Here is a 26,109-nt window from a genome sequence, read left to right as displayed (position 1 = left end):
GATATTCACTTTGGGCGATAGACGGCGCGGAGGATGGTGATTTGGTAGTAAGAGATTGAATTGTGCTCATAATTAGGATGCCGATGCAGTGATAGCGCTCGCGGATGAGAATGATTGCGATTTTGTTGCTATAGCGTCGGCTGTGGTATAATATAGTTTCTCTGGCACGTTGACTCAAAATACTATGTACAAAAAGTTTTTATTAATGCTTGGATATAGCTTCTTAATTTGTGCTTTAAGTGGATATGGAAATTCTAATAAAACACAAAATACTCCCAAACCCTCTAATATAGCAAACTCAACAAATACTTCTATTCCCAATTTTGTAAATACTTCTAATTCAACTTTAACGTTCTCTTCCAATTCAACAAATGTTGCATCAAATAATGTAAACTTAATGGGTAAGATTGTTTTTAGTTGTGATTTAAAGAAAGAGGTAGTAGAAAAATTAGGTATGAAATATATTAAAGAAGTACCTAACGGCCCTTAGGTCACTAATCTTTTTGGTGCAGGAGGATCAGAAATCGTCGTTAAGAATAGTAAGGATAGTATTATTGGATTAGCCAAAGCAAATAGGGATGGCTCGTTTAAGATACCTCTAATAAAAGATAATTTTTATTAAATTTCAATTAACTTTAAATCAAAAAAGATAGAAAAGGTTTTGTCAATCAATGATTTGAATAATTTGGCAATAGATTTAGGAAGGTTTTCTGGTAAAGAAATTTTGGATAAATAAAACAAAATAGTTTCTGGGATGATAATTTAATCTTGGCACACTCTCTACTTGTAGATGGAGGATCTGAAGTTCGCAGCGAATCCGATCGCCTGCTTGAGATTATTCGCGATCGGGCGATCGATGCGGGTTCGATCGTTCGGACGAAGAGTCCTTCTTCTGTCAAGGACTAAGAAATACACTGAAATTAGGGATGGTTTAATTTGACTGTTCAGTCGGTTTTTAACCGACTTTAGCTATGAGACGGGGATTTCAATCCCCGGCGGAGTGGAGGCACAACCGATCGCACTTTTGGGGCGATCGGGGTCGATCGGTAGGTAGGAGAGTCCGACAGGGATTGAAATCCCTGTCTCATAGCTCAAGTCCACGCTTTGTGGACTAATGAGTTTAAAATTTCTCGTTCCAAGGCTCTGCTTGGGAACGCAGATAAGCGAGGCTCTGCCTCGTGTTTATATATTTATTGAAATTGATAAAATTCTAACATCAGTTGGATTTTTGGCAACTGTCTTTCAGAGGCTTCGGCAATAGGACTTACGCAAAGCCTATGTGTCATTCTGAACCTTGTGAAGGATCAGAATGACAGTGGTTAGATCGGAATGACGGTGGCTATAAATTTATTTATAGTAACTCGGAACTTTCATAATTTGTATTTTAGATGAATTCGACCTAGGATAAAAACAACAGACACAAAGACACCCGCAAAAAAAATAAACTATGATTAGCCAAAAAGTTCTGATTGTTTTAACCAGCTACGATACACTGGGGGATACTGGTAAAGAAACTGGTTTTTATCTCCCGGAGGTGACGCATCCGTTGGACGCTTTTACTCGGGCTGGATTAACGGTAGATTTTGTTAGTCCCAAAGGCGGCAAAGCTCCGATGGTTGGGATTGATTTGTCAGACCCGCTAAATAAGGCTTTTTTAGACGATTCCCAGCAGGTTTTGCGAGTCGAAAATACGCTGAATCCCTCACAAATTGACCCCGCAGAATACGCCGCTATTTTCTATGCTGGCGGACATGGGACGATGTGGGATTTCCCAAATAACGATCGACTGGCTGAGATTGCGGCTGCTATTTACGAAGCAGGCGGGATTGTGGGTGCTGTCTGTCACGGGCCGGCCGCGTTAGTCAATATTAAGTTATCTGATGGTCAATATCTGGTTGCTAACAAGACTGTGAGTGCTTTTACTAATGAAGAGGAAGCCGCTGTGGGATTGACTGAGATAGTGCCGTTTTTGCTGGAGTCAAAATTAATCGAACGCGGGGCGAAGTTTACGAAGGTTCCTAATTTTCAAGTCTGTGTTGTGGCGAGCGAGAGACTCGTCACAGGCCAAAACCCCGCTTCCGCCGCAGGTGTAGGGGAACAAATGGTAGAATTAATGCACAATCGAGTGACTAAATAATCGATCGGGGTGGGTGCAATTGCCCGCCCTTTCTACATTCGGTTAACCGTATTAATATAGCTGCTTTGAGTCGAGAACATTACCGTCTACTCTGCGTCTTTGATTTTAGCATACAAATTCGCGATCGGCATAAACAGATACTCCCTTTCGGGAACGGGAGATCATTTGACTCTCACAATATTCCTGCTCACGGGAGCGCGCACAAGTTATTCAACCTAACGGAGAATTAGTCATAGCCAAATTAAATTTATTTGATAGAATTAAAAAAAAGCGCCTTTTTTTTCGGGTTAAAAGCTTGACTCTGACAAGTTCTGGAAGTATAATTATATAATGGAAATAGTGGCAAAAATAAATTTGATGTCACCACTCCGATTATCTAAAATATACCCCGAGAATCGACAAAAATCAATAGGTAATAGTTCCTTTTTTTAAGGCTGATTTTTGAACAAGATTAGACGAGCAATTGCATAAATCTTTGATGAGAGAGGTCAACCGCAGATGTCAGGCAGATTAACGGAGATCGACGCAGATGCATTTCAAGAAGAGTGATATAGCCTTTCTCAAAAAGATGAGGTATGTCTGTTCAGTTGACAGTTAACAGTTGACAGTTAACAGTTGACAGTTAACAGCGACCTCTACCTAGAAGGAAGAGGATTGGAGTAATGAATAGTCTGATTTTAATTTATCCCTATAAGGGATAGGCTGTAAACCAATTCTTTCTGGTAATGGGTAATGGGGAAAAAGGTAATCGGGAAAAAGGTAATTGATAATCGATAGTTTCTCTAAGCTTTCTGAGGTTTCTGGGAGTAAAGACGCTCGCTTGTGTGTGTTCTCCCTGGCGATCCAGAATTTGGCATACCTCATCTTTATGAGAACCGCTATACCAGTTTCAAAAAAGGATGCAAGTCGCTTGCAAGCTCCCAACCTTTATTTAATCGATCATTTCCAATTTTTCAATCTAAAATCTAAAATTGTATCGGCTACATTGAGATATTGACCAAAAAATAAAACATCAGAATAAACTGGCAACTTATTCGGATTCGTACAATCGCTGAATGAATAAGCTATTAGGGCATATTTTTTTGAAAGATGGAACAGGGTATGGAACTAAATTTACAGAAATTTTATAAAGCCTGCAATCCCAGCTACACCCTGGCGGTAGCAAATGCAGAAGACAGACAATATTATATCGATTTTTCGTCAGTGCGGGGCGGCACAATTGTAGAACAATTGGAGCGCACTATCAGCCGTCTGTCCCCGGATTCACCTACTTGTCAATTATTCACCGGTCACATCGGCTCGGGGAAATCAACGGAATTGCTGCGGCTGCAAGCTCAATTGCAGGAGCAAGGATTTCATGTGGTTTATTTTGAGTCGAGCAAAGACTTAGATATGGCTGATGTCGATATCACTGACATTTTGCTGAGCGTTGCTCGTCAGGTGAGCGAAAGTATTGAGAAAATGAAAATCAAGCTGCAACCGACGGGTTTTAAAGCTTTGCTCAAGGGGGTTGCTGATGTTTTTCAAACTCAAATAGATCTGAAAGCTGAAGCTAATGTCCCGGGTTTTGGGGAAATAAATGCTAGCACAGACGGAGAATTTTCTCTGGCTGTGGGAATTGGCAAAATTACTGCTAAGGCGAAAGATGCTCCGAATTTGCGATCGGAGTTGCGGCAATATTTGGAGCCGCGAACTAACGTAATTTTAGATGCGCTAAATAAGGAGTTGCTGGAACCGGCTAATCAAGAACTCAAGCGCCAAGGTAAACAGGGACTTGTGGTAATTATCGATAATCTCGATCGCATCCACCTGTGCGCGAAACCGACGGGGCGCCTTCAGCCGGAATACTTGTTTGTCGATCGCGGGGAGCAGTTGGCAAGACTGAACTGTCATGTCGTGTATACAATTCCTTTGGTGCTGATTTTCTCTAACGACTTGGGCCAGCTTAGCAATCGCTTCGGGGTAGATCCGAAGGTTTTGCCGATGGTGCCGGTGCAATTGAATGACGCTTCTGAGTGTGCAGAGGGTGTCGAATTGCTGCGGCAGATGGTTCTGGCGCGGGCTTTTCCGACGGTGGAGGCGTCGCAGCGCTATGCTTTGGTTGGCAAAATTTTCGATTCTGCCGAAACTCTCGATCGCCTGTGTCGGGTTAGCGGGGGTCATGTCCGAAATTTGTTACAACTACTCTATAGCTGTCTGCAAAAACAAGATCCTCCTGTGTCGCGGGAAACTTTGGAAAATGTGATTGTCCAACGCCGCCATCAGCTTACTTTGGCGATCGAACCGGAGGAATGGAAATTGCTGCGCCAAGTATCAGCTACCAAAACAGTTAGTGGTGAAACTAAATACCAAATTTTGCTGCGCAGTCTCTGGGTATTTGAATACCGTTACGGCGAGGATTACTGGTTTGATGTCAATCCTATTTTGGCTGACGCCAAGGAGTTTCGGGAAACAGAAAATGCGGCGGAATAGGTTTGAATTTTCAAGTATCCGCGAGGCAGGATCTATGACTCTCGAATCATCACCATCAAAGTGGTTTGTAGTGAGGACTTTAGTCCTTGGATTTTATGCGGACTGAAGTCCTCACTACAAACCTAATCTTACCGTTTGTAGTGAGGACTTCAGTCCGTAGATTTGATGGCTGAATACCAAGTTGGGAAAGTGAAACCGATGTAGTAAAATTAGATTTGTTTCAGTGCAGGGCAGAACAATATGTTTACTATATTATGATTAAAGGCACTACTAAACTGCTCGGAGTAATTGGTCATCCGATCGCACATTCTCTGTCCCCGGCGATGCACAATGCGGCTATTTCCCATTTGGGCGTCGATTTTGTTTATCTCCCATTTCCGGTAAAACCAGAGGATTTAAAGGCTGCTCTTGCAGGATTTGCGGCGATCGACCTTCGGGGCTTTAGCATCACGATTCCCCACAAACAAGCCATCTTACCGCTGCTGGCGTCCGTTTCTCCGATCGCCCGATCGATCGGCGCAGTCAATACCGTATACCGGACTGACACAGGTTGGTGCGGCACAAATACCGACGTAGAAGGCTTTCTCGCACCCCTGCAAACCCCCCCAACCCCCCCTTGCCAAGGGGGGGCTAAAGACGATCGACCTGCCTTAGAAAGAGACGATCGGGCTGTCCGCTCCGATCCCCCCCCTTACCAAGGGGGGGCTAAAGACGATGTACCTGCCTTAGAAAGAGACGATCGGGCTGTCAGTTCCGATCCCCCCCCTTACCAAGGGGGGGCTAGGGGGGGTTCCGATTGGAGTCAGAAAGTAGCCGTAATTTTGGGGAATGGCGGGGCGGCGAGGGCTGTTGTGGCTGGATGCGCTCAATTGGGATGTGCAGAGATTCACGTTGTCGGCCGCAATGCCCAAAATTTAGCAGAATTTCAGCAGAGTTGGGTAACTTCTCCGATGCCGGTGCAGAATTTGCAGGTGCATACTTGGGATAATTTGTCAATGTTAATCTCGCAGGCGGATTTGCTGGTGAATACAACTCCTGTGGGAATGCACCCGCACGGGGAAAAGTCGCCGGTAGCGGAGGCTGCGCTCGATCGCATTTCCGCAGGTGCGATCGTCTACGATCTCATTTACACCCCGAATCCTACTCAGTTTCTCAAAGATGCAGAGCTTCGCGGGGCGGTGCCGATTGACGGACTGGAAATGCTAGTTCAACAAGGAGCAGCAGCCTTGAAAATTTGGCTGGGTACAGAATCCGTCCCAGTCGATGTGATGCGCCAAGCCTTGCGCCAACATTTAGGTTTAGACTAACGCCGTTTCCCTACAGCAATGCAGTCCTGGAGACGGACACGGCAGTGCCGTTTCCCTACAGAGGTTAAGAATTTGACAATCAATTCGCGCTAAGCTGAGTAAAATATACTTACGCTGCAATTTTATGAAATTTCGAGCTATCAGTCTTTTTTTTGCCACTTGCGCGATCGCAATTTTGAGTTTGGTATTCACTCCACCAGCTTGGGCTCGGACACAGATTACACTTTCCGACCTTTCTTATCATGAATGTCCGGCCCAAATGGCAGAAGGAACAGTCACTAGCGGCAGTTCTATGGAAGCTAACTGCTTTTTGATTACTGGAAAAGCTGAAAATAGCAGCGGGAAACTAGTTGTCAATGCTGATATTTTCGGTCGCATTTACGATGCGGATGACAATCCAGTGATGCAAAACCGGACTCGCTTGGGTTCTATAGAAGAAGTTCCTCCCGGAGTTAGCGATTTTCAGGTCAGAATTTCGGTGGCCGCCAATCAACCAACACCTTTGAAGCTCAAGCAATTTAAGGCTACAGGTTTTACTGGCGTGGTTCGCCGCTAACGAAACTATTGGAGATTTTGGTTTGGGTGTTGAGTAACTGCGATGCAGTTTTCAATTTCCAATTTGAGATTGTTAGATTAGAATAGAATTGCATAATTTTTTGAGAGAGCCGGTCAACCGCAGATGTCAGGCCCATCGACGCAGATCGACGCAGATACATTTCAGGAAGAGCGAGCTAATGAATGCAATTGCTCGTCTAGTCATTCCCAATCTCAAATCGAAAAATCTCAAATCTCAAATCTCAAATAGATTAACTCCCCGGCTTTTCAACCGGGGAGTTAATCTAAAAATCTCAAATCTAAAATTTAGTTGCCGGCAGCTAGATCTGCCAAACAATTTAGCCTAGATGCTTAAACACTTAAGCTTGAAAATCTACAAGGCTGTTTGCAAGCTGCTCAAAAGACCGATCAAGAATTCCGAGCCGAACTGAAGTACAAAAAACGCAATCAGCGGAGAAAAGTCAATCCCTCCTAAGGGGGGAATAATCGATCGGAATAAATTCAGGTAAGGATCTGTTAACTGACTCAAAATCGAAAACGGGGGGTCGTACCAATTGATGTTGGGGAACCAGCTTAACAGCACCCTAAAAATCATCAGGACTACATAGATTTGCAGAAATGTCGCTAGCGTGGTTGCCAAAAGGCCTATGGAATAACTCATAAATTTCGGTTGTAGTTTGAGTAAAGTTTACAGACACTTTAACTTTAAGTTTAGCATAGCTGGAGAAAGGGCAGAGTCCGAGTGTCCGAGTGTCCGAGTGTCCGAGTGTCCGAGTGTTCGAGGGGGAGCATTGGGAGCATCCCTCTGGAGTGTAAAAAGCGTTTTTTAGAAGTGCGAGCTAGCTTCGTGCTCTGGGGTTCGCACCCAGAGCGTGAAAGTCGATCGCCCGCATCCATCTCCCAGACTAATCTAAAATCTTAAATGGATTCAGGAATCTTCGGCGATCGAACCGTCGCCGCCCAGCGCTTGCGAGTTCCCGTTTACGTCACCCAGTTGCAGCCGCACGTCATCGATGGCCTGATTTAGCTGAGCAATTTTATCTTCCAAACTCAGCCTTGCTACTTCCATCCCTTCGGCTTCGAGTTTACTGGCTTTCCTCTGGCGTATCTTTCTTGCTTTGGCGTCTGAAGGTTCACTCAGCAAAGCTTCAGCAGCACGCCGCGACAGCACTGCGCCCAAAACTGCACCCACCAAGCCCCCAACTGCGGCTCCCGCAATAAATCCGCCTGTAAAACCCTCTCGATTGCTCATGGCTCAACTCAACTGCGCGATATTTCCTTGATTTGTTTATTTTGACACTCTCTGGAGTGAGAAACCGGGAGACGATCGTTCGATTTGAGATTTGAGATTGAGATGCCCAGCGCGAAAAATCATCCGCAAACAGAAAGCCCCAATGGGCATCAAGTCGGTTAATTGCCAGGTAAGGCGATAATTCCGACTTCTTGGTTGAAGCGGATCATTTCCAAAGATCGATCGCCATAAAGGTCTTCAATGTGTTCTAAGCAGCAGTCGATCGCAAAATCGTTCAACTCAGCAGGCTCAATCCCGTACATATCCTGAAACACCTCCTCGTCTACCCGACAAAAGCGCGGTCGAACGGCATAAATCCCGCATTCTCGCGTTTCTTTGTCAAAATTTATACACCAACCGTCATCTCCCACTAAGCTTAAGTAGAGCGCCAATTCCTCTGTTGATAAATACTCGTCTAGGTCAGGGCGCTCTGTTGGTTCTAGGTAACAACAAGCACCGCACTGCTTTACGCAACGCCAAGTAGCCATAGTTTGATTTTAGATTTTAGATTTTAGATTTTAGATTTTAGATTCGGAGCATCATCTGGACAATGCCCAACTTTAAAAGATTAAGGCCTTTCAAGTATACCAAGTGCCTGTGCCACAGGGGGAGTTCGCCAAGAGAAGGTTCGATTTTGGATTTTTGATTGCGAACACTCTGGGCCAAAGGCATCAAGTCCCTGGTTCCCTGTCATACCAAATCCGGGTTTACTAGCCTGATTATTAGTCGCTCCTTTCTCCCTCTCTCCCCCTCTCCCCCTCTCCCATTCTCCCCCTCTCCAGCAATAAAGAGGTTTTCAACCCGGATTTGCGATCGCTGGCAGGTCGATCGTTCTTTACATTTTGTTGAATTTTGTAAACTTCCTTAAAAAATAGGGTCGATCGCCCGGTAAAATCAGAAGCGGATTTTCTCATTCAACAATCTAGACTTACTCACTACAGTCAGGAGGACACATGGATTTTTTAACGGATATTTTGAACGGCAGCGTGGGCGGTGTCAACCTCCAACTCATTGTTCAGGTAGCTTTACTTGCAGCAGTTGTGCTTTCTGGCCCGATCGTGATTTTTCTGTTGGCAGCTAAAGGCGGCGACCTGTAATTATAATACGGCTGGCGATCGATAGTTGGGAGTTTTGAGTTTTACATATGATGATGCAACATTCCCAAAGGTCGATCGTCAATTTTCCCCCATTTTCCCTGCTGCACGAGCTTTCCCGATCGAATACCGACTTAAGTTATCGCGCATTTAATTTGTACACTTATTTTTCTTGAAAATCTTGTGGGGTGGGCTTCTAGCCAGCCCCAAGGTTACAAACTAAATTCACAAAAGCCAATCAAATACCCAGGGCGTGTTTAGCCGTTTGAATCAAATTATCAAAAAAAGGTAGAGATACATCAACTTCCCTAGCATCCTGGCGCGAGTTTCCTAACAAACCGATGCTTTGTCCGGGTGCAACAGCCAAAACTTGCCCTTGAGAGTTGCGAATTCTCAATTCCTCTTGAGAACCGGCGGGAGACAGACTGCAAGAATAAGTGCGATCGCAATAATCAAACTCAACTTTTCCGAACACCGACGGTCTCGAACTAGCAGCACTTGCCGGTAAGCGAACACCCAACAATTCTAACTCAACCGATGTCTTGCCATTAAAACTATTTTCCCGCAAGCGGTAAGCAATATCAACCCGCCGAGGCAACGGAAAATATTCGCCCCAACGCCATGCAATCCCCTTCACACTAGCCGAACCTGTTTCATCTTGAGTTGCAGTTAGTTTAACGTGACCTCCTTTACCAACAATTTTCTGTTCTGTAATGCAAACATTAGGCGTCCAAAATACAGGAGCCTTATTTTCAATCCCGCAAGGTTCCAGAGCATCAATTTGTCGGTAAAGGTCGAGATTAATCTCGGCTAAATCTGCTCGCACATCTACTGAAACCAAGGGCTTCAGGTGTTCCGGCTGCAAACATTGATTTGCAAAAATTGACAGTTGCTTGCGGAATTGTTCAAGATTCTTAGCAGGCATAGAAAAACCGCCAGCCGCCTTATGTCCCCCAAATTTAGTTAATAAATCCGCGCAAAAATTCAGCCCGTCAAATACATTAAATTCAGGAATTCCCCTCGCCGAACCCCGGATGATATTACCTATTTCGCCACCCTCATCCTCAAAAGTACCGATAAAAACGGGTACGCCGTAACGTTCCAGCAACCGAGATGCTACAATCCCAATTACTCCGTGATGCCAACCGGGCTGCACCACAACTAACACCCGTTGCTGGTGCAAGTCAATCGCACTTTGCTCGCACCAAGCGATCGCTTCCTGCTCAATTTCCTGGCATAACTCCTGTCGGCGCTGATTGATTTGTTCGCACTGCATCGCGTTTTTGAGTGCCAATTCGCGATCGTCCGTAGTGAGCAACTCTATCACAATTTGAGGGTCAGCCAGCCGCCCCACAGCATTAATCCGCGGCCCCAACCTAAAACCAATATCTTCAGGCTTTAAAGTATTTGAAGTTTTAACTTCCGCGTTCAAAAGAGGTAAACTTTCCGCACTTCCCGCCTGCACTCCCGCCACCTGAATCAAAGCCTGAACTCCCGCCAATTGCGAGTGAGGTAACAGACGCAAACCCCGCTTTACCCAGCGGCGGTTAACTCCAGTCAAAGGCGCCAAATCCGCAATAGTTCCTAAAGTAAATAACTCCAGCAGCGGATTCACCAAGCCGCCAACCTTCTTCAAATCTTGAGCCAAAGTAATCGCCAAAACATAAGCAACGCCTACCCCAGCCAAACCGCGATAAGGCGAAGATTCCGCAATTAATTTCGGGTTGAGAATCGCATCGGCAGGCGGCAGTTTTGGCGGCAAATCGTGGTGGTCTGTAATAATAACTTTAACACCGAGTTCTCGCGCTCTCTTCACCGGCCCATAGGCTGCAATCCCGTTGTCTACCGTCAGAATCAGAGCGACACCTTCGGCGTGAAATTCTTCTACAATGCGATCGTTAATCCCGTAACCTTCCCGCATCCGGCTGGGAATAGCATAATCAACATTCGCGCCCAGAACCCTCAGAGCTCGCAGCAACAAAGCCGTGCTCGTCATCCCGTCAGCATCGTAGTCGCCACAAATCGCTATTTTCTGCCCTGACGCAATCGCCTCCCGCAACAATTTGACACTCGCAGCCAAATCGGGAAACTCATCCATTGGCGCGGGTAAAACCAGAGATTCCGGTTCGATAAACCCCTGCACTTCTTCCACAGAATCGATGCCGCGATTAATAAGTACCTGTGCTAGCAAGCATGACAAACCGATTTCGGCGGCAAACTGTTCCGCTTGCTGTGGTTGAGGCGAATAAATTTGCCACCGTTGGTTCGGCAATCGGTGAAGATGCGGGGGAACAGATGTGGGTAGCTCTTGCACGGAAACTGAGGTCTAAAGATCCATAACCAATTTTACCTAATTAAGTGCATCAGTCAATCAATTTTAGATTTGAGATTTTAGATCTAAGATTGATACTAATACCAATTCTGAAAACTAGCAGTACCTATGAATTGTCAGCGAGCATCTGTAGGGACTTTGGTCTGGCGTTGTCCGGGGCAGGCGAGGCTCAACTTTTAATAATTGGTATAACAATGAGTTTTTTGGCTAAAATCCAAATGTTGTTTCTACGAAAGCTGTTTTCGGCAGCTCTCGCCCTACCTAAATAGGAATTCCGAATAACTAAGTGTAGCAGGAATTTGCACAACTTGCGATCGGGTGGGCTAATTTAATTTTATGAGGAGAATTGCATGAATGGCGATCGACCGGATTGGTTTAAAATTGCATTACAGGTTGGAGGCTCTGTAATTCCCTCAATTTTGCCCCGCGTTTTGTTGTGCGGTGCCTTTGGAGTTTTTATCTCCCTGCTACACTTTGTAAATTTGCCAGTTTCCTTGCCCATTTTGTCTGGTCTCGTACCGAGTATTGTGCTGGGATTACTGCTAGTTTATAGAACAAATACAGCCAACGATAGATTTTGGGAAGGTCGGAAATTTTGGGGTACTTTAATCAACAACGTCCGCAATTTGGCGCGCCAAATCTGGGTAGCCATTGAGGAAAAAGACCAGCAGGATATTGCAATAAAAAAGTCAGCTCTGCGCCTGTTACCTGCCTTTGCAGTGGCGATGAAACTGCACTTACGGCAACAATCAGTAAATCCACAATTAGAGACGTTAATATCTCCATCGCAGTACGAAAGGCTCAAATCAATGAACAATCCGCCGCTAGAAATTGCATTTTGGATTGAGGATTATTTGCAGGAACAGTACGAGCGAAATTGCCTCGATGTCTATCAGTTAACTGCTATGAAACAGTTGCTAAATTCTATGATTGATACATTAGGCGGCTGCGAGCGGATTTTGAATACGCCTATTCCTTTGGCTTACGCGATTCACCTGAAACAGCTATTGTTGCTTTACTGTTTGGCACTGCCCTTTCAAATGGTGAATGATTTGACTTGGGGAACCGGCCCAGTTGTGGCTTTAATTAGTTTTACTTTGTTCGGCATCGAAGAAATCGGCATTGAAATCGAAAATCCTTTCGGGCACGATGCCAATGATTTGCCTTTGGACAATATTTGTGCTACCATGCAGCGCAATATCGAGGATTTAATTACTTTATCTCCTAGCGTTCACGCTCGTGTGAAAGATAGTCATTAGTCATTAGTCATTGGTCATTGGTCATTGGTCATTGGTCATTAGTCCTGCCGTCATTAGTCATTAGTGAACTGTAGGGGCGGGTTCACTAATAACCCTTAGAGTGCAGACAGATTCAATAAACCCGCCCCGGCCCCAGCAGAAAACCTTTGACTAACGTTAAATTTTTTTAACAATCAGCCACATTAATCCAGCTAAAACTAACAATAAAGGTGTCAGCCAATCTCCCCAGCGCACGTACAAAGTTCGAGTTTGCCGCCGATAAATAGTTGCATCTTGGACTTCATAGGTATTAATTCCCGACTTCCAAACAGTCTCGCCACGAGGATTGACAATAGCAGAATAACCCGTATTAGTTGCGATAGCTGCCCATCTATCCGTCTCAATTGCGCGCATCACATCGAGAGCGTGATGTTGAGCCAGCATCGGCGGTTTGTAATGGGCATTGTTGGAAGCTGTGAGCATAAATTCGCCTCCATTCGCCGCCTGATATCGGAAATTTTCTGCAAACGCAGAATCGTAACAAATTCCGACAATGGCGCGGCCAAATGGGGTATCAAATAATTGTTTTGAGTGGCCGGGTACTAAATGAGCATCTAAGGGAGATAGCCGATTGATAATCCCGCCTAAGATTTCGTAAAAAGGGATGTATTCACCTAAGGGCACTAGCTTGAGTTTATCATAGCGGCCGATAATGTCTCCAGTGCGATCGATCGCCAATAAGCTATTAGTGAGACTGTTCTCTTGCTGTCCGAATCCTCCAACCCAAGCCACCACGCCACGTTGGAGAATAGCTTGATAAAAGGAAAGAGTGGAACGCTGATACTCGTTTGTCCAGATAAAAGGCAAAGCTGTCTCTGGAAGTAACACAGCATCGACTTTTCTATCTGCTAACTGTTTGTATCCAGCCGTATAACCTTCCAAAGCCCGCCGCCAACCCGCTGAGTCAAACTTAATCTCGTTAGGAATATTGCCTTGAATAATGCCAATTTTTAATGCTGTTCCCGCCTCTTGAATTAAGGGACGATTGTAAAAACTCCAACCGACAATATGCAAAACCAAACACAAACCGACAGGCCAAATATAAGGAATCAAATTCTTTTTTCTGACTGTTGAATTCTTGCCTCTTACTCTCTTCTGCTTCGTTACATCCGTTACATCCGTTACATCCGTTACATAATCCGCTGCCGAACTTCCCTCTTCCTTCTTCCTTCTTCCTTCGACAAAAGCTTCGGCAATTAAGCCATTTACTGCTACAATTGCCGCTGTTACTGCGCTGGGCCCGGAGATTTGACCGAGGTGCAATATTGCTAAGTTGTGCGGGCTTTGGGTGTATGATAGTGATGTCCACCACAGCGAACTTGTACTCCAAATACTTTCTAAGGCGCACCACAAAGCTGTACCAATTAACACGCGGGTTAACCCTGATAATTTGGATCTACCCCCCCCAGCCCCCCCTTGTAAAGGGGGGGAGTTAAGAATAAGAGTACGATTTTTTATTGGTAGAGTGAGGGAGTTGAGAATTACAAATAGCCACGCCCAAAGGGTGACTAATGCACTTCCCCAGAGGGTGATGAATATCCAGCAAAAAAGTGCGATCGCCAAACTGGGCCACCAAGGAACCCCCAACCAAGTCATCGGGTGTATTCCCATAATCCAAGATAAGGCTAATCCGTGATAGCCAATTCCCCAGAGAGAAGGAAGAAGGAAGAAGTTCGGCAACGGATTCTGTAACGGATGTAACGGATGTAACGGATGGGAGGAAGACTTGTCCTGAGCGTAGCCGAAGGAAGGAAGAAAAAGAAATTTTTGTTTTTTTTCTGTGATTATTGGCCTTTCATAACTGACAACCAAAACCCAGAGAGGAACTAATGCTACCCATGCCAACAGCCAAGCATTGAATGGTGCTGTTGTCAATGCCATTAAAAGGCCGCTGAAAAATGCGTGAAGCGGAGCTATCCCGTAGGGAATCGCCGGGCCTAATATTTGAGATTTCTCAACCGCGAGTTTTTCCAGTTTAAGTCTTTTAAATATCGCCACTTTGAGATTGCCAAATATAATAATTCTTAATCAATATATCATGTCCGGTCAATTAACTGTTTGTAGTGAAGACTTGAGTCCTTTGATGGATGCGGACTAAAGTCCTCACTACAAACCAATTTGATTGCGGTGATTGCAGCGACAATAATATCGGAAATTAATCTCTTAATTTATACTTGGCAAAACAAAAAGCGCCCTCATTTCTGAGAGCGCTTTTTGTCAATCAAAAGCTAAATTTAGCCGTTGATGGCAGGAGCAACCATTGCTACTGGGGTGACTTCACCAGCGGCCAAGTCGAGCGGGAAGTTGTGAGCGTTGCGCTCGTGCATTACTTCCATACCCAAGTTAGCGCGGTTGATGACATCCGCCCAAGTGTTGATCACGCGACCTTGCGAGTCGATAATCGATTGGTTGAAGTTGAAACCGTTGAGGTTAAACGCCATTGTGGAAATACCTAAAGCGGTAAACCAAATGCCGACAACTGGCCACGCACCTAACAAGAAGTGCAAGGAACGGCTGTTGTTGAAGGAAGCGTATTGGAAAATCAAACGACCGAAGTAGCCGTGGGCTGCAACGATGTTGTAGGTTTCTTCTTCTTGACCGAACTTATAACCGTAGTTCAACGATTCGGTTTCGGTTGTTTCGCGCACCAAAGAAGAGGTAACGAGAGAACCGTGCATTGCAGAGAACAAAGCGCCGCCGAATACACCCGCTACTCCCAACATGTGGAAGGGGTGCATCAGGATGTTGTGCTCGGCTTGGAACACGATCATGAAGTTGAATGTGCCGCTTATACCCAGGGGCATACCGTCAGAAAAGCTGCCTTGTCCGATCGGATAAATCAAGAATACTGCGGTAGCAGATGCCACAGGTGCGGAGTAAGCCACGCAGATCCAAGGACGCATTCCTAAGCGATAGCTCAGTTCCCACTGACGACCCATGTAGCAAAAAATGCCGATGAGGAAGTGGAAAATGACGAGCTGGTAAGGGCCGCCGTTGTACAACCATTCGTCTAAGGAAGCAGCTTCCCAGATCGGGTAAAAGTGAAGCCCGATCGCATTCGATGAAGGAACAACAGCACCACTGATCAGGTTGTTACCGAACATCAAGGAACCAGCAACTGGTTCGCGGATGCCGTCGATATCCACAGGAGGAGCTGCCACAAAGGCAATGATGTAGCAGGTGGTAGCGGTCAGGAGAGTTGGGATCATGATCGTCCCAAACCAACCCACATAGATCCGGTTATCGGTGCTAGTTACCCACTCGCAAAACCGTTCCCAAACGTTGCCGCTTTCGCGACGCTGTACGGTTGTTGTCATTTGTTTTATGATTGCTTAATTGAATTTTCAAGGTTCGTTGTGGAAATCTCCACGCTTATATTAGTAACATTATTCACTAAAGTTTGCCAAGGGGTTAGTGCTTACAATTAAAACATTTTACAAACATTTACAAAACTTGATTTTTAGTGAATATTTGTAGCTATTTGCAAAGTAATATTACACAAATACTACGGTTAAATACAGCGGACAGAAGAGCTGAATCTATTGTCCTTAGGTTTGTTCAGCGGTTGAATTCAATTACTGTTGTTCAGGTCGATATCCAGTATAGTTAAATATCTCTTAATTAGGTATTGAACAGATTATTTTTAATATTTGTTTACATATCGTCGGTGGATTTGGGCAGCGTAAATCTTTGTCGGTAGAATACTTAACAGATGGTTGATGGTGCGATCGCACTAAATTTTCAATCATCCCCAATCAGCGGGATTTATTAACTAAAAACCCGGTTGATGAGGCACTTTGCAATAGCAATCAACCGGGTTTCTGAGGATGAGTTCGTCAGTTCTGCGTCAAAACTAGCCTTTAGCCTGGAGGCCAGTTCATGTGTCGTCCGCCGAGAATATGAAGGTGCAGGTGATCTACTGTTTGGCCGCCATCGTTGCCGGTATTAATCACGACGCGATAGCCGTTGCTGAGTCCGAGTTGTTCTGCTACCCGCTTGACAGTCAGCAGCAGGTGTCCCATCAGGGCGTGGTCTCCCGACTCGGCATCGGCTAATTTGGGAATAGGTTTTTTAGGAATGACTAGGATGTGGACGGGCGCTTGGGGATTGATATCTCTGAAGGCGAGGGCCAAGTCGTCCTCATAAACGATGTCTGCTGGAATCTCTTTGCGGATGATTTTGCTGAAAAGCGTTTCTTGGGTTGTCATGGGTGTTAACGAAGAAGGAAGTCATTAGTCATTAGTCATTAGTCATTGGTCATTAGTGCTGTCCCCGCGATCGAACAGCAGTCATTGGTCATCAGTCATTTTACCCGCTCTCGACTTGGCCGGAGCGTCTTGTCCGAAGAGCTCTCGCCGAAGCAAGCCGAGGGGACTCCAAGGGTAGTCATCAGTCATCACTCATTAGGAAGACGGAAGAAGTGGCAAGGCTTAAGAGTGAAGGTGGCAGGGCGAAGGTGGCAGGGCGAAGGCAGAAGGCGGAAGGTGGAAGGGTGAAGGGTGAAGGGGAAGAGGGAAGAGGGAAGGCAGAAGACTCAGAAGGAGAAAAGGAAGAGGCAACGAAAAGTTTTTCTTGCCTCTTCCGATATTCATTAGTCATTGTTAATCATAATAGATGATGGATCGAAGACAGGCAAATTGAGGATCGAGAAAAATGCTTGCTAGGGTTTGGAGTGCATCGATCGTAGGAATTGACGCGGTAAAGGTGGGTGTGGAGGCTGATGTATCGGGCGGACTGCCGAAAATTGTGGTTGTGGGGTTGCCCGATTCGGCGGTACAAGAGGCCAAAGAAAGGGTTAAGGCTACGCTAAAAAATTCGGGATATGGTTTTCCGATGCGGAGTATTGTGATTAATTTGACTCCGGCGGATTTGCGTAAGGAAGGCCCGAGTTTTGATTTGCCGATCGCCATTGGCATTTTAGCAGCATCGGAACAGGTCAGCGCCGAGCTGTTGGGAGATCATTTATTTTTGGGGGAACTCTCTTTAGACGGGAGTTTGCGGCCTGTGGCGGGGGTTTTGCCGATCGCCGCTGCTGCTCAAAAAATGGGTATTTCGGGGTTAATTGTACCAGCAGCCAATGCAACGGAAGCAGCTTTGGTACACGGAATATCTGTTTACGGTTTTGATAATATTTTTGCAGTTACTGATTTTTTGAACAATCCTCAAGTTTATTCACCGGTAGAAGTAAACGGTAGAGCAGAGTTAGGCAAAACGCGGTTTCCGGGTCTAGATTTAAAAGATGTAAAGGGGCAAATTCACGCGCGGCGGGCTTTGGAAATTGCGGCAGCGGGGGGGCACAATTTAATTTTTGTGGGGCCGCCAGGGAGCGGTAAGACTATGCTGGCGAGACGTTTGCCGGGTATTTTGCCGCCGCTGACTTTTGATGAAGCTTTGGATGTGACTCAAATTCATTCGGTGGCTGGTTTGTTGAAGGATAAGGGTATGCTGGTGAGCGATCGACCTTTTCGCAGTCCTCACCATTCAGCATCCGGGCCTTCTCTCGTTGGCGGGGGCAGTTTTCCGCGTCCGGGTGAAATTTCCTTAGCACATCGCGGCGTACTTTTTCTGGATGAATTGACCGAATTTAAACGAGATGTTTTGGAGTTTTTGCGACAGCCTTTGGAAGATGGTTATGTGACGATTTCTAGAACCAGACAATCGGTGATGTTTCCAGCACAATTTACATTAGTTGCGAGTACGAATCCTTGCGCTTGCGGTTATTACGGCGATTCAATCCAACAGTGTACTTGTTCGCCGCAAAAGAGAGAACAATATTGGGCAAAACTTTCGGGGCCTTTGATGGATCGGATTGATTTGCAAGTGGCGGTTAATCGTTTGAAACCCGAGGAAATCACCAGACAGGCGACGGGTGAGGAGTCGGAATCGGTGCGGGTGAGGGTGCAGCGGGCGCGAGAGATGGCGACTCGCCGTTTTCAGTCGGAAGCTGGCTTGCGGTGTAACGCGCAGATGCTAAGCAGTCACATTAACCAATGGTGTCAGTTGGATGATGCTTCGCGGAATTTGTTGGAGATGGCGATTCGGAAATTGGGGCTTTCGGCGCGGGCGAGCGATCGAATTTTGAAGGTGGCTAGGACTATTGCGGATTTGTCGGGGGATGACAGCTTGAAAACCAATCACGTGGGGGAGGCGGTGCAGTATCGGACGATCGATCGGATGCAGTAGAATTATTCCGATAATGATTGAGTTCCAACAATTGCCTATCGAGCAGTTTTAGGATATTTTAATTTTTTTTATTGCTCCTGTATTCTGAGGCGAACTCTGTTAGCAAATTCTGGTACTCTATTGTTATTTTCTAAGTTATCAAGAAGTTCATTAACAGTATGAGGTGGTGGTTTTAGAGCCGCAAACTGCTTCCTGATTATCTCAACCATCGACTCTGGATATCGATCGAAGAGCTCAGTTAGAAATACATCGGGGTGCTGTGCCTCAATTCCGTAATGCTCTAAAGCCTCCTTTGGGAAGTGTTTGAGGTTATCTGTGACAATGACCTTAGCATTTGCAACAATCGCAGCGGCTACAACATGGCGATCGCCTGGATGATTGGTCATTGCTTCCACCAAACGTGCAGGCACTTCGACAAGTGCTTCAGGAAAGGTGTTTTTTATCATCGCCTGAAAACGTGCTGCTTTAATCTCTGTCTTTCTTCCTTTTTTTACAAGATTGCGGGTAGCACCATCTAGAATTTCTTGTGAAAAATAAACGCTGTACAACTCAGCCTCCGCAGCACGCAGCAGCGTATCGCATAAAGGCATAGGGAAAATGACACAGGAATCTAAAACAACAGCAAGAATTTCCATATTACTCAGCTAAATTGGATATAGATTCCTCGTAAAAACCTTCATCTTGCAGAAATTTAGTGAGTTCATTCAGTCCCTGGCGACGCTTAACTTTCCGCTGTTCCTTGTAAATCGTGACATCTTGGAAAAGTATGCGCCGATGGGAACCAACTTTGATATGGGGAATTTCTCCGTTTTCCAGTAATTTGACTAAAAATGGTCGCGAAACATTCAGAATATTAGCAGCTTCCTGTGTTGTCAGTTCGCGATTGTGAGGCACTATGGATATAGCTTGACCTGATGCCATTGCGCGCACAACTTGACCGAGTACGCTGTAAACTGATTCGGGAATAGCAATTTCTTCTCCGTTACTTGTCACTAATCTTAGTTGTGAAGACTCTCGGCTGAGAATCTGCTCTAATTGTGCTACTGCTTCTTTTTCGGGCTCTGGAATCAAAACCGACTCTGGCGACTCTTTGTGTGTCAACATGGCAAGTCTCTCTTTTGATGTGTTTTTGTCTGATTTATGTAGTCCAGGACGCACCCCGACCCTTAGAAACCGGGTTTTTTCGCGAATCTGCGGGCTGTAACGATGTATTCTCGTAAAAAACCCGGTTTCTGGCTACCCGCGCGCAAGTCTCCGGAACATACTCGGTTGTCTTGACGATAACACTTTTCGCGCCGCAAACGCAATATCCGAAAAAAACGAAATATTCAAACTTTGATGAAGCTAGGATGCAATAATCTTATTTGCGATCGCTCTTTAAGTCATAACTTGATATATTGCAGGTTGATATTTAGGTTCAGGAATGGTTTTCCCCTCAGCTTTTGCAGCTTCTAGCCATGCTGCTTTAGCAATCTGTACTTCCTGCAAAGCTGCTTCTGGAGTTTCACCAAAAGCCGAGCAATATTTTAAGTCAGGAATATCGGCAATATAACCCTCATCTTCGCTCCTGTAAAAAATATTGATGTGATAGTCTTTCATTGGTCTTATCGCTCAGTACAATATATATGATGCCGTAAACAAATGTAAAATGGAAGCAATACAACTGTCTTTATTCTCAAATGAGGAACAGACAATTCCTGCCAAAAAGCAGAAGCAAGCAAAATTAGGGCGTTACGAGCGCATCCAACGGGAACTAGAAGCAGATGACTCCGATCCTTACAAGATTTTCATTGATATTGAATCTCAGTCAATGACCGCCTCAGACTATAGATTTGTCGATCTTTTCTGCGGTGCTGGCGGCATGACACAAGGTTTATTGCAAGCTGGTTTGAGACCAGTTGCAAGTGTTGAAGTTAACCCGGTAGCCTCGGCAACTCACAGAAAAAACTTCCCTGATTGCCATCACCTTTGCGACGATATAAAAAACTTAAATTCCCAAAAATTGCTCGCTCAAATTGGTTCGCCGGAAGTTCATCTTGTTGTAGGCGGGCCGCCCTGTCAAGGTTTCTCAGTTGCCGGAAAACGCGACCCTAACGACCCACGAAACCGCCTGTTTAGAGAGTTTGTCCGCATCGTCTCAGAAATTCGCCCTTGGTATGTTGTGATGGAAAATGTGCCGGGAATTCTGACTATACAGAAAGGGGCTGTCAAGCAAGCGATTTGCGAGGCTTTTGAGGAAATTGGCTATCCCAATGTGTCTGTTGCGGTGCTGGAATCAGCCGCCTATGGAGTTCCGCAAATCAGGCCGCGAGCGATTTTTATTGCTAACAGATTTGGGATGCTCAATCCCTATCCCAAGCCACAATTGTTCTCCGAACAATACAAAGCAATTGAGTCAGCAATTTACGATCTACCAGAGTATACTCCCATACCAGAAATTAACCACGAGTGGACTCGCCATTCTGCTGAGTATATGGAAAGACTTGCTAAAGTTCCGCCTGGAGGTTCTTTGTACGAAAGTTATGCAGATGCTTTCAAGCGACAGTATCCGGGGAAACCCAGCATGACTGTGAAAGAAAATCACGGCGGCACTCATATTCATCCTTATCTGAATCGCGTTATTTCAGCCCGCGAAATGGCTAGATTGCAAACTTTCCCGGATTCATTTATTTTTGAAGGTTCGATGAAAAAGGCAATGTGGCAAATTGGTAATGCTGTGCCGCCACGCTTGGCGGAGTGTATCGGTTTTGCACTGATTCCCTATTTGACTGATATTGCTTTCAACAAATTTAAGCAGCCTGAAATAATCGTTCTAGCTTCTTAGTTGCTGGCAATGGTTTACCTTCAGCTTGACAACTTTCGACCAATAACTCTATTACCTCTCGCACATTGTAGATAGCTTCTTCATAAGAATCTCCGTGAGTTACTGGTTGCATTACATCCTCAAATTCCGGCAGAAACACGACAAAGCATCGATCGCCCTCTGACCATTGGATAACAACTGTATATTTCATGGTTAGTTAACTTATTGCATCTTTGGTTCTACTTCCTCTAGGGACAAATCGAGAGCTTGGGCAATTTGTTCTGCCGTTAAGCCAATTTTTACCAATCGCGGTATCGTTTCTAGTTTAGCTAGCTTTCGCTCAGTTTCAATATTGTCATCCCTATCATTAACTGGTGTAGGAGTTTCCCTAACTATAGATTCAACTTTTTCAAATTCATATTTCTCGTTATTTTGGGAATGATTACGACAGAGGTTAATATTACCACCAACCACAGAATTTCCAAGGATTTGATACTGAGAATTATCTAATGCCAATCTTTCAACAGAAGCACGAAAATTTGATTTATTCAGGTTTTCTCCCAAAACTTCAGAAAGAATCTGCCAAAGTGCGTAAGCTTCATCTTTTGCATGACCTCGCGTACATTGATATTCTTTCGCAATATCGGCGTATTTATAACCGTTGAGAACGCCTTTAAGAATTGCTATTTGCAGACTATCGAGGTGTTTACCTGTTTGAGCGACAACCTGTTCGTCTAAATATTTCAACACCTTTGTTACGTCCATGGTCTGTTAAAAATCTTACTCTATCCGTCATTATCCGCTATAATCCGCCCCTTGTAAATATTCTTAATCAAACTCCCGTCTTTTTCCGCCTTTATCCGCCGCTCAAAAATTCTGACGCCTTTGAGATTAGGAGAATAATTAGAAAAGGTTACTTACTTTTACTGGTCAATCTTAACTTAAATTAAGAATATGAAGCCGATCGACATTCAACTTTTTCGCTCCGTTGTTATTAGCGTTACAACGGTTGCGTTGCTGCAACAGCCTAGTATTGCTCAAAGAATGGGTATTCTTGATTCGCCAACCGTGCTAGCTCAGTCAAGTTCTAGGAGTAACCTAGTCTTCGTTGGAATTGTCCGAAACAACAAGGGAACTTTGTATAGATTCACAAGTTCTGGAGCAACTAATGCTGGAGATGCACGATGGGATACCTGCCCCTCTGGCACAAGGTTAATAGGAAGAGACTTTCAGCCGAACGGTTTCTGGCTTTGTGCTAGCCCGGATATTGCTAATAAAGGAGCCTGGTATTTTGGGAATGTCGTAGGAAATCGAGGATACTACTGGGAAATTTCCGATGGTAAAGCCAAACCTGCTGGTGATGCTACCTGGGATACTTGTTGGGAAGGCCAATTGCGAGGTAAGGTATTCAATAGTAACGGCTTTTGGGTTTGTCAACCATAACGTTAAAGTGAATTAGGTTGAGGAGGCGATCGCTCAGTTAAAATGAAACAGTATGTGTTTTGTTAGAATATTGTAGCCGATCGCCCAAACTACAAAAATACAAAAACCTAGTTTCTTCACTCCAACTAAAGAAACCTGGTTTTTACCGAATCTACGGGCTGCAACGAAATATTTTCCTAAAAAACCCGGTTTCTGGGCCCATGTGTAAGTCCTATGACGCTTGCATCGCCGCGCAGATGTACAATGGTGAGATCGCATTCCCCAACTCCAAACCGTGATAGAGCGCTACACTCTGCCCGAAATGGGCAACATCTGGACTGAAACCGCCAAACTCAAAAGCTGGCTGCAAGTAGAAATCGCCGTCTGCGAAGCTCAAGCCGAACTCGGCTACATCCCCGCGGCCGCCGTCGAAGAAATCAAAGCTAAGGCTAATTTTGACCCGAAACGAGTCCTCGAAATTGAAGCCGAAGTCCGCCACGACATGATCGCTTTCTTGACAAATGTCAACGAATATGTAGGTGATGCCGGACGCTACATCCACCTCGGCTTAACGAGTTCCGACGTGCTCGATACTGCTTTGGCGCTGCAATTAGTCGCTAGCGTCAATATTTTGTTGGAACGTGTCGAAGAATTGAGTCAAGCTATTCGCTATCAGGCTCAACAGCATCGCAATACGGTGATGGTTGGTCGATCGCACGGAATTCACGCCGAACCGATCACCTTTGGCTTTAAACTAGCTGGATGGCTGGCGGAAGTCTTTCGCAGCCGTGAAAGATTGGTGCATTTGCGATCGTCCATTGCGGTCGGCAAAATCTCCGGCGCAGTCGGAACCTATGCTAATATCGATCCGCGAATAGAGGCGATCGCCTGTCAAAACCTCGGACTCGAACCCGATTGTGCATCGACTCAAGTCATATCGCGCGATCGACACGCCGAATACGTCCAAACCTTAGCACTGTTAGCCGCATCGATCGAGCGTTTCGCCGTAGAAATCCGCAACCTCCAACGCACCGACGTGCTCGAAGTCGAAGAATTCTTCTCCAAAGGGCAAAAAGGCTCATCCGCCATGCCCCACAAACGCAACCCAATTCGATCGGAAAGACTCACGGGGATGGCGAGAATCGTCCGCGCCAACGCCGTCGCAGCCTTAGAAAACGTAGCCCTGTGGCACGAAAGAGACATCTCTCACAGTTCCGTAGAACGGATGATTTTGCCCGACAGTTCTACTGTTACCCACTTCATGTTAGTCGAAACCACAGACTTAGTAAAACACCTGCTAGTCTATCCAGAAAACATGAAGCGAAACATGAACCTTTACGGCGGAGTTATCTTCAGCCAGCGGGTGATGCTAGCCTTAGTTGAAAAAGGCATGAACCGCGAAGAAGCATACAAGATTGTGCAATCTTGCGCTCATCAAGCTTGGAATAAAACGGGCGGCAATTTCTACGATTTAATTTCCAAAGATGTCAGCGTTACTGCTCGCATGACGACCAAAGAAATTGATGATTGTTTCGATCCGCAATACCAATTAAGGCATTTAGATTTAATCTATCAGCGATTGGGAATTTAAGGATAATTAACAACAATTAAAAATCAGTTCGATAAGTGATTTTTCGATAAGTGATTTATCGTTCTCGCGTTCTTCAGTTCTCGCCGTTGTCCCAGAGTCCGCCGGGGGTTTAAACCCCCGTCTCATAGCTAAAGTCGGTTGAAACCGACTGAAAGATTCATAAGATTAATCGAAATTTCAGATAAATTTAGAGAAAGATTTTAGTCCTCTTTTAGAGGACTTTAGCTATGAGACAGGGGTTTAAACCCCTGTCGGACTGTCGGAAAAACGCGAAAATCGTTCTCGCGTTATCGCGTTATCGCGTTCTCGCCGTTTCCCGAGATTCCGCCGGGGGTTTTAACCCCCGTCTCATAGCTAAAGTCGGTTGAAACCGACTGAAAGACTCATAAGATTAATCGAAATTTCAGATATATTGAGAGAAGTATTTTAGTCCTCTTTTAGAGGACTTTCGCTATGAGACAGGGGTTTAAACCCCTGTCGGACTGTCGGACTGTCGGACTGTCGGACTGTCGGACTGTCGGACTGTCGGACTGTCGGACTGTCGGACTGTCGGAAAAGCGCAAAAATCCTTCAATACATGAAATGCCACAAAAACTCATATAAAATCTTAAATTAACACAACCATGAAACTCTCTAAAATTGCCAAATATTTTATTTTATTTATATTAATATTACTCTCTGCAACCAGCTTGCACAATCCAACATTTGTTAGCGCAAAGGAGCCGCCCAAAGTGCAAATTTTTCAGGCAGAAACAGAGCCATTAGTACCTGAAAGCGTTTTCATGAGTCAACTTCCCAGTTGGGCGCGACTTGTTGACATTCGCACGGTAAATTCCAACATTCGCCTCGATATTCGCTACGCTACTGCTAACAATTTCTTGAAACGAAAACTTTACAAAGTCGCAAAATGTGCTTTGAGGGCTTCTGTTGCTCAAAAGTTAGGGCTAGTTCAAACAGATTTGGAAAAAATCGGCTTGGGTTTGAAAGTTTATGATTGCTACAGGCCTTTTTCGGTGACTAAGCAAATGTGGGAGTTTTTGCCAGATCCGAACTATGTTGCTAATCCTGTTAGGGGCTCGCGGCACAATCGCGGGGCGGCTGTGGATTTAACTTTAGTCGATCGCACGGGCAAAGAATTAGAGATGCCAACGCCCTATGATGATTTTACCAAAAAAGCTCACAGAGATTACAGCGGTGGCAGCGCGCAATCTCGAAAAAATCGTCAAACGCTTGAGGATGCGATGAAAAAACAGGGATTTATCGGCATCAGCACAGAATGGTGGCACTTTGATTCAGAAGATTGGCAGAAATTTGCGATTTTAGATGTGTCGCTTTCTGAAATTCCTTAACTATCTAAGTGCAAACAGGTTCGTAGTGAGGACTTTAGTCCGCCAAAAATCCAGGTTCGTAGTGAGGACTTTAGTCCGCCAAAAATCCAGGTTCGTAGTGAGGACTTTAGTCCGCCAAAAATCCAGGTTCGTAGTGAGGACTTTAGTCCGCCAAAATTGTAAAATCAGGACTGAAGTCCTTACTACGAACCTGAAGACGGACTGAAGTCCTTACTACGAACCTGAAGACGGACTGAAGTCCTTACTACGAACCTGAAGACGGACTGAAGTCCTTA

At 45.2% G+C, this 26,109-nt stretch carries 26 protein-coding genes; 13 read left to right on the top strand and 13 right to left on the bottom strand.

Annotated features, from left to right (window positions below; translation table 11 throughout):
* The first annotated feature begins 184 nt into the window (after positions 1-184).
* The 6 genes from QUB64_RS12765 (at position 185) to QUB64_RS12740 (ending at position 6,472) form a co-directional block, all read left to right on the top strand.
* Complete coding sequence (locus tag QUB64_RS12765) at positions 185-490, top strand: hypothetical protein (RefSeq protein ID WP_333268864.1); 306 nt, start codon at positions 185-187, stop codon at positions 488-490.
* Positions 491-768: 278 nt separating this feature from the next.
* Positions 769-906: a hypothetical protein gene (locus QUB64_RS12760; protein WP_333268865.1), complete on the top strand. Its 138-nt coding sequence runs from the start codon at positions 769-771 to the stop codon at positions 904-906.
* A gap of 541 nt (positions 907-1,447) precedes the next feature.
* The gene (locus QUB64_RS12755; protein ID WP_333268866.1) at positions 1,448-2,137 is read left to right on the top strand and encodes a type 1 glutamine amidotransferase domain-containing protein; all 690 of its coding nucleotides are present in this window, start codon (positions 1,448-1,450) and stop codon (positions 2,135-2,137) included.
* A 1,101-nt stretch (positions 2,138-3,238) separates the two neighbouring features.
* On the top strand, positions 3,239-4,609 hold the full coding sequence (locus QUB64_RS12750) for a P-loop NTPase fold protein (RefSeq protein WP_333268867.1): 1,371 nt from the start codon (positions 3,239-3,241) through the stop codon (positions 4,607-4,609).
* A 254-nt stretch (positions 4,610-4,863) separates the two neighbouring features.
* A complete protein-coding gene (locus tag QUB64_RS12745; RefSeq protein WP_333268947.1) occupies positions 4,864-5,916 on the top strand; it encodes a shikimate dehydrogenase in 1,053 nt (350 codons plus the stop codon).
* A 124-nt stretch (positions 5,917-6,040) separates the two neighbouring features.
* Entirely contained in the window at positions 6,041-6,472 is a 432-nt protein-coding gene (locus QUB64_RS12740; RefSeq protein ID WP_333268868.1) for a hypothetical protein, read from the top strand.
* Between the two features lie 372 nt (positions 6,473-6,844).
* On the opposite strand, the gene QUB64_RS12735 is transcribed toward QUB64_RS12740, so the two are convergent.
* From QUB64_RS12735 to QUB64_RS12720, 4 genes are all read right to left on the bottom strand, one after another.
* Entirely contained in the window at positions 6,845-7,132 is a 288-nt protein-coding gene (locus tag QUB64_RS12735) for a YggT family protein (protein WP_333268869.1), read from the bottom strand.
* 267 nt (positions 7,133-7,399) lie between these two features.
* Positions 7,400-7,723, bottom strand: a complete 324-nt coding sequence (locus QUB64_RS12730; protein ID WP_333268870.1) for a hypothetical protein — start codon at positions 7,721-7,723, stop codon at positions 7,400-7,402.
* 158 nt (positions 7,724-7,881) lie between these two features.
* The gene (locus tag QUB64_RS12725) at positions 7,882-8,250 is read right to left on the bottom strand and encodes a YkgJ family cysteine cluster protein (protein ID WP_333268871.1); all 369 of its coding nucleotides are present in this window, start codon (positions 8,248-8,250) and stop codon (positions 7,882-7,884) included.
* Positions 8,251-8,484: 234 nt separating this feature from the next.
* Positions 8,485-8,676, bottom strand: coding sequence for a hypothetical protein (locus tag QUB64_RS12720; RefSeq protein WP_333268872.1), 192 nt, complete (start codon positions 8,674-8,676; stop codon positions 8,485-8,487).
* 39 nt (positions 8,677-8,715) lie between these two features.
* On the opposite strand from QUB64_RS12720, the gene psb30 reads away from it, so the two are divergent.
* Positions 8,716-8,859 (top strand): photosystem II reaction center protein Ycf12/Psb30, encoded by a 144-nt coding sequence (gene psb30, locus QUB64_RS12715; protein WP_333268873.1) that lies wholly within the window; start codon positions 8,716-8,718, stop codon positions 8,857-8,859.
* Positions 8,860-9,094: 235 nt separating this feature from the next.
* Here psb30 and recJ read toward each other — a convergent pair whose 3' ends face one another.
* Positions 9,095-11,170, bottom strand: a complete 2,076-nt coding sequence (gene recJ, locus QUB64_RS12710; RefSeq protein WP_333268874.1) for a single-stranded-DNA-specific exonuclease RecJ — start codon at positions 11,168-11,170, stop codon at positions 9,095-9,097.
* Between the two features lie 368 nt (positions 11,171-11,538).
* Here recJ and QUB64_RS12705 point away from each other — a divergent pair, with 368 nt between their 5' ends.
* A complete protein-coding gene (locus QUB64_RS12705; RefSeq protein ID WP_333268875.1) occupies positions 11,539-12,447 on the top strand; it encodes a bestrophin family protein in 909 nt (302 codons plus the stop codon).
* Positions 12,448-12,603: 156 nt separating this feature from the next.
* On the opposite strand, the gene lnt is transcribed toward QUB64_RS12705, so the two are convergent.
* From lnt to QUB64_RS12690, 3 genes are all read right to left on the bottom strand, one after another.
* Positions 12,604-14,484, bottom strand: coding sequence for an apolipoprotein N-acyltransferase (gene lnt, locus QUB64_RS12700; RefSeq protein WP_333268876.1), 1,881 nt, complete (start codon positions 14,482-14,484; stop codon positions 12,604-12,606).
* Positions 14,485-14,720: 236 nt separating this feature from the next.
* Positions 14,721-15,803: a photosystem II q(b) protein gene (gene psbA, locus QUB64_RS12695; RefSeq protein ID WP_333268877.1), complete on the bottom strand. Its 1,083-nt coding sequence runs from the start codon at positions 15,801-15,803 to the stop codon at positions 14,721-14,723.
* 543 nt (positions 15,804-16,346) lie between these two features.
* On the bottom strand, positions 16,347-16,694 hold the full coding sequence (locus tag QUB64_RS12690; RefSeq protein ID WP_333268878.1) for a histidine triad nucleotide-binding protein: 348 nt from the start codon (positions 16,692-16,694) through the stop codon (positions 16,347-16,349).
* 445 nt (positions 16,695-17,139) lie between these two features.
* Between QUB64_RS12690 and QUB64_RS12685 the strand changes: the two genes are divergently transcribed.
* Positions 17,140-18,669 (top strand): YifB family Mg chelatase-like AAA ATPase, encoded by a 1,530-nt coding sequence (locus tag QUB64_RS12685; RefSeq protein WP_333268879.1) that lies wholly within the window; start codon positions 17,140-17,142, stop codon positions 18,667-18,669.
* A gap of 68 nt (positions 18,670-18,737) precedes the next feature.
* Here the strand turns inward: QUB64_RS12685 and QUB64_RS12680 are convergent, their stop codons facing one another.
* The 3 genes from QUB64_RS12680 to QUB64_RS12670 form a co-directional block, all read right to left on the bottom strand.
* The gene (locus QUB64_RS12680; RefSeq protein ID WP_333268880.1) at positions 18,738-19,304 is read right to left on the bottom strand and encodes a PIN domain-containing protein; all 567 of its coding nucleotides are present in this window, start codon (positions 19,302-19,304) and stop codon (positions 18,738-18,740) included.
* A 1-nt stretch (position 19,305) separates the two neighbouring features.
* Positions 19,306-19,773: a helix-turn-helix domain-containing protein gene (locus QUB64_RS12675; RefSeq protein WP_333268881.1), complete on the bottom strand. Its 468-nt coding sequence runs from the start codon at positions 19,771-19,773 to the stop codon at positions 19,306-19,308.
* Between the two features lie 273 nt (positions 19,774-20,046).
* A complete protein-coding gene (locus QUB64_RS12670; RefSeq protein ID WP_333268882.1) occupies positions 20,047-20,268 on the bottom strand; it encodes a type II toxin-antitoxin system HicB family antitoxin in 222 nt (73 codons plus the stop codon).
* 49 nt (positions 20,269-20,317) lie between these two features.
* Here QUB64_RS12670 and QUB64_RS12665 point away from each other — a divergent pair, with 49 nt between their 5' ends.
* The gene (locus QUB64_RS12665; protein ID WP_333268883.1) at positions 20,318-21,493 is read left to right on the top strand and encodes a DNA cytosine methyltransferase; all 1,176 of its coding nucleotides are present in this window, start codon (positions 20,318-20,320) and stop codon (positions 21,491-21,493) included.
* Here QUB64_RS12665 and QUB64_RS12660 read toward each other — a convergent pair.
* Positions 21,459-21,683 (bottom strand): type II toxin-antitoxin system HicB family antitoxin, encoded by a 225-nt coding sequence (locus QUB64_RS12660; RefSeq protein ID WP_333268884.1) that lies wholly within the window; start codon positions 21,681-21,683, stop codon positions 21,459-21,461. The genes QUB64_RS12665 and QUB64_RS12660 overlap by 35 nt on opposite strands.
* Before the next feature lie 11 nt (positions 21,684-21,694).
* The gene (locus tag QUB64_RS12655) at positions 21,695-22,237 is read right to left on the bottom strand and encodes a hypothetical protein (protein ID WP_333268885.1); all 543 of its coding nucleotides are present in this window, start codon (positions 22,235-22,237) and stop codon (positions 21,695-21,697) included.
* A gap of 189 nt (positions 22,238-22,426) precedes the next feature.
* Between QUB64_RS12655 and QUB64_RS12650 the strand changes: the two genes are divergently transcribed.
* The 3 genes from QUB64_RS12650 to QUB64_RS12640 all read left to right on the top strand — a co-directional run bounded on the left by QUB64_RS12650 (position 22,427) and on the right by QUB64_RS12640 (position 25,834).
* Positions 22,427-22,915: a hypothetical protein gene (locus tag QUB64_RS12650; RefSeq protein ID WP_333268886.1), complete on the top strand. Its 489-nt coding sequence runs from the start codon at positions 22,427-22,429 to the stop codon at positions 22,913-22,915.
* Between the two features lie 274 nt (positions 22,916-23,189).
* The gene (gene purB, locus QUB64_RS12645) at positions 23,190-24,485 is read left to right on the top strand and encodes an adenylosuccinate lyase (protein WP_333268887.1); all 1,296 of its coding nucleotides are present in this window, start codon (positions 23,190-23,192) and stop codon (positions 24,483-24,485) included.
* A gap of 623 nt (positions 24,486-25,108) precedes the next feature.
* The gene (locus tag QUB64_RS12640; protein ID WP_333268888.1) at positions 25,109-25,834 is read left to right on the top strand and encodes a M15 family metallopeptidase; all 726 of its coding nucleotides are present in this window, start codon (positions 25,109-25,111) and stop codon (positions 25,832-25,834) included.
* Positions 25,835-26,109: the final 275 nt, after the last annotated feature.

This window comes from Microcoleus sp. Aus8_D2 (genome assembly GCF_036702665.1).
GTDB lineage: Bacteria > Cyanobacteriota > Cyanobacteriia > Cyanobacteriales > Microcoleaceae > Microcoleus.
This window is presented reverse-complemented; position numbering and strand designations above follow the sequence as displayed.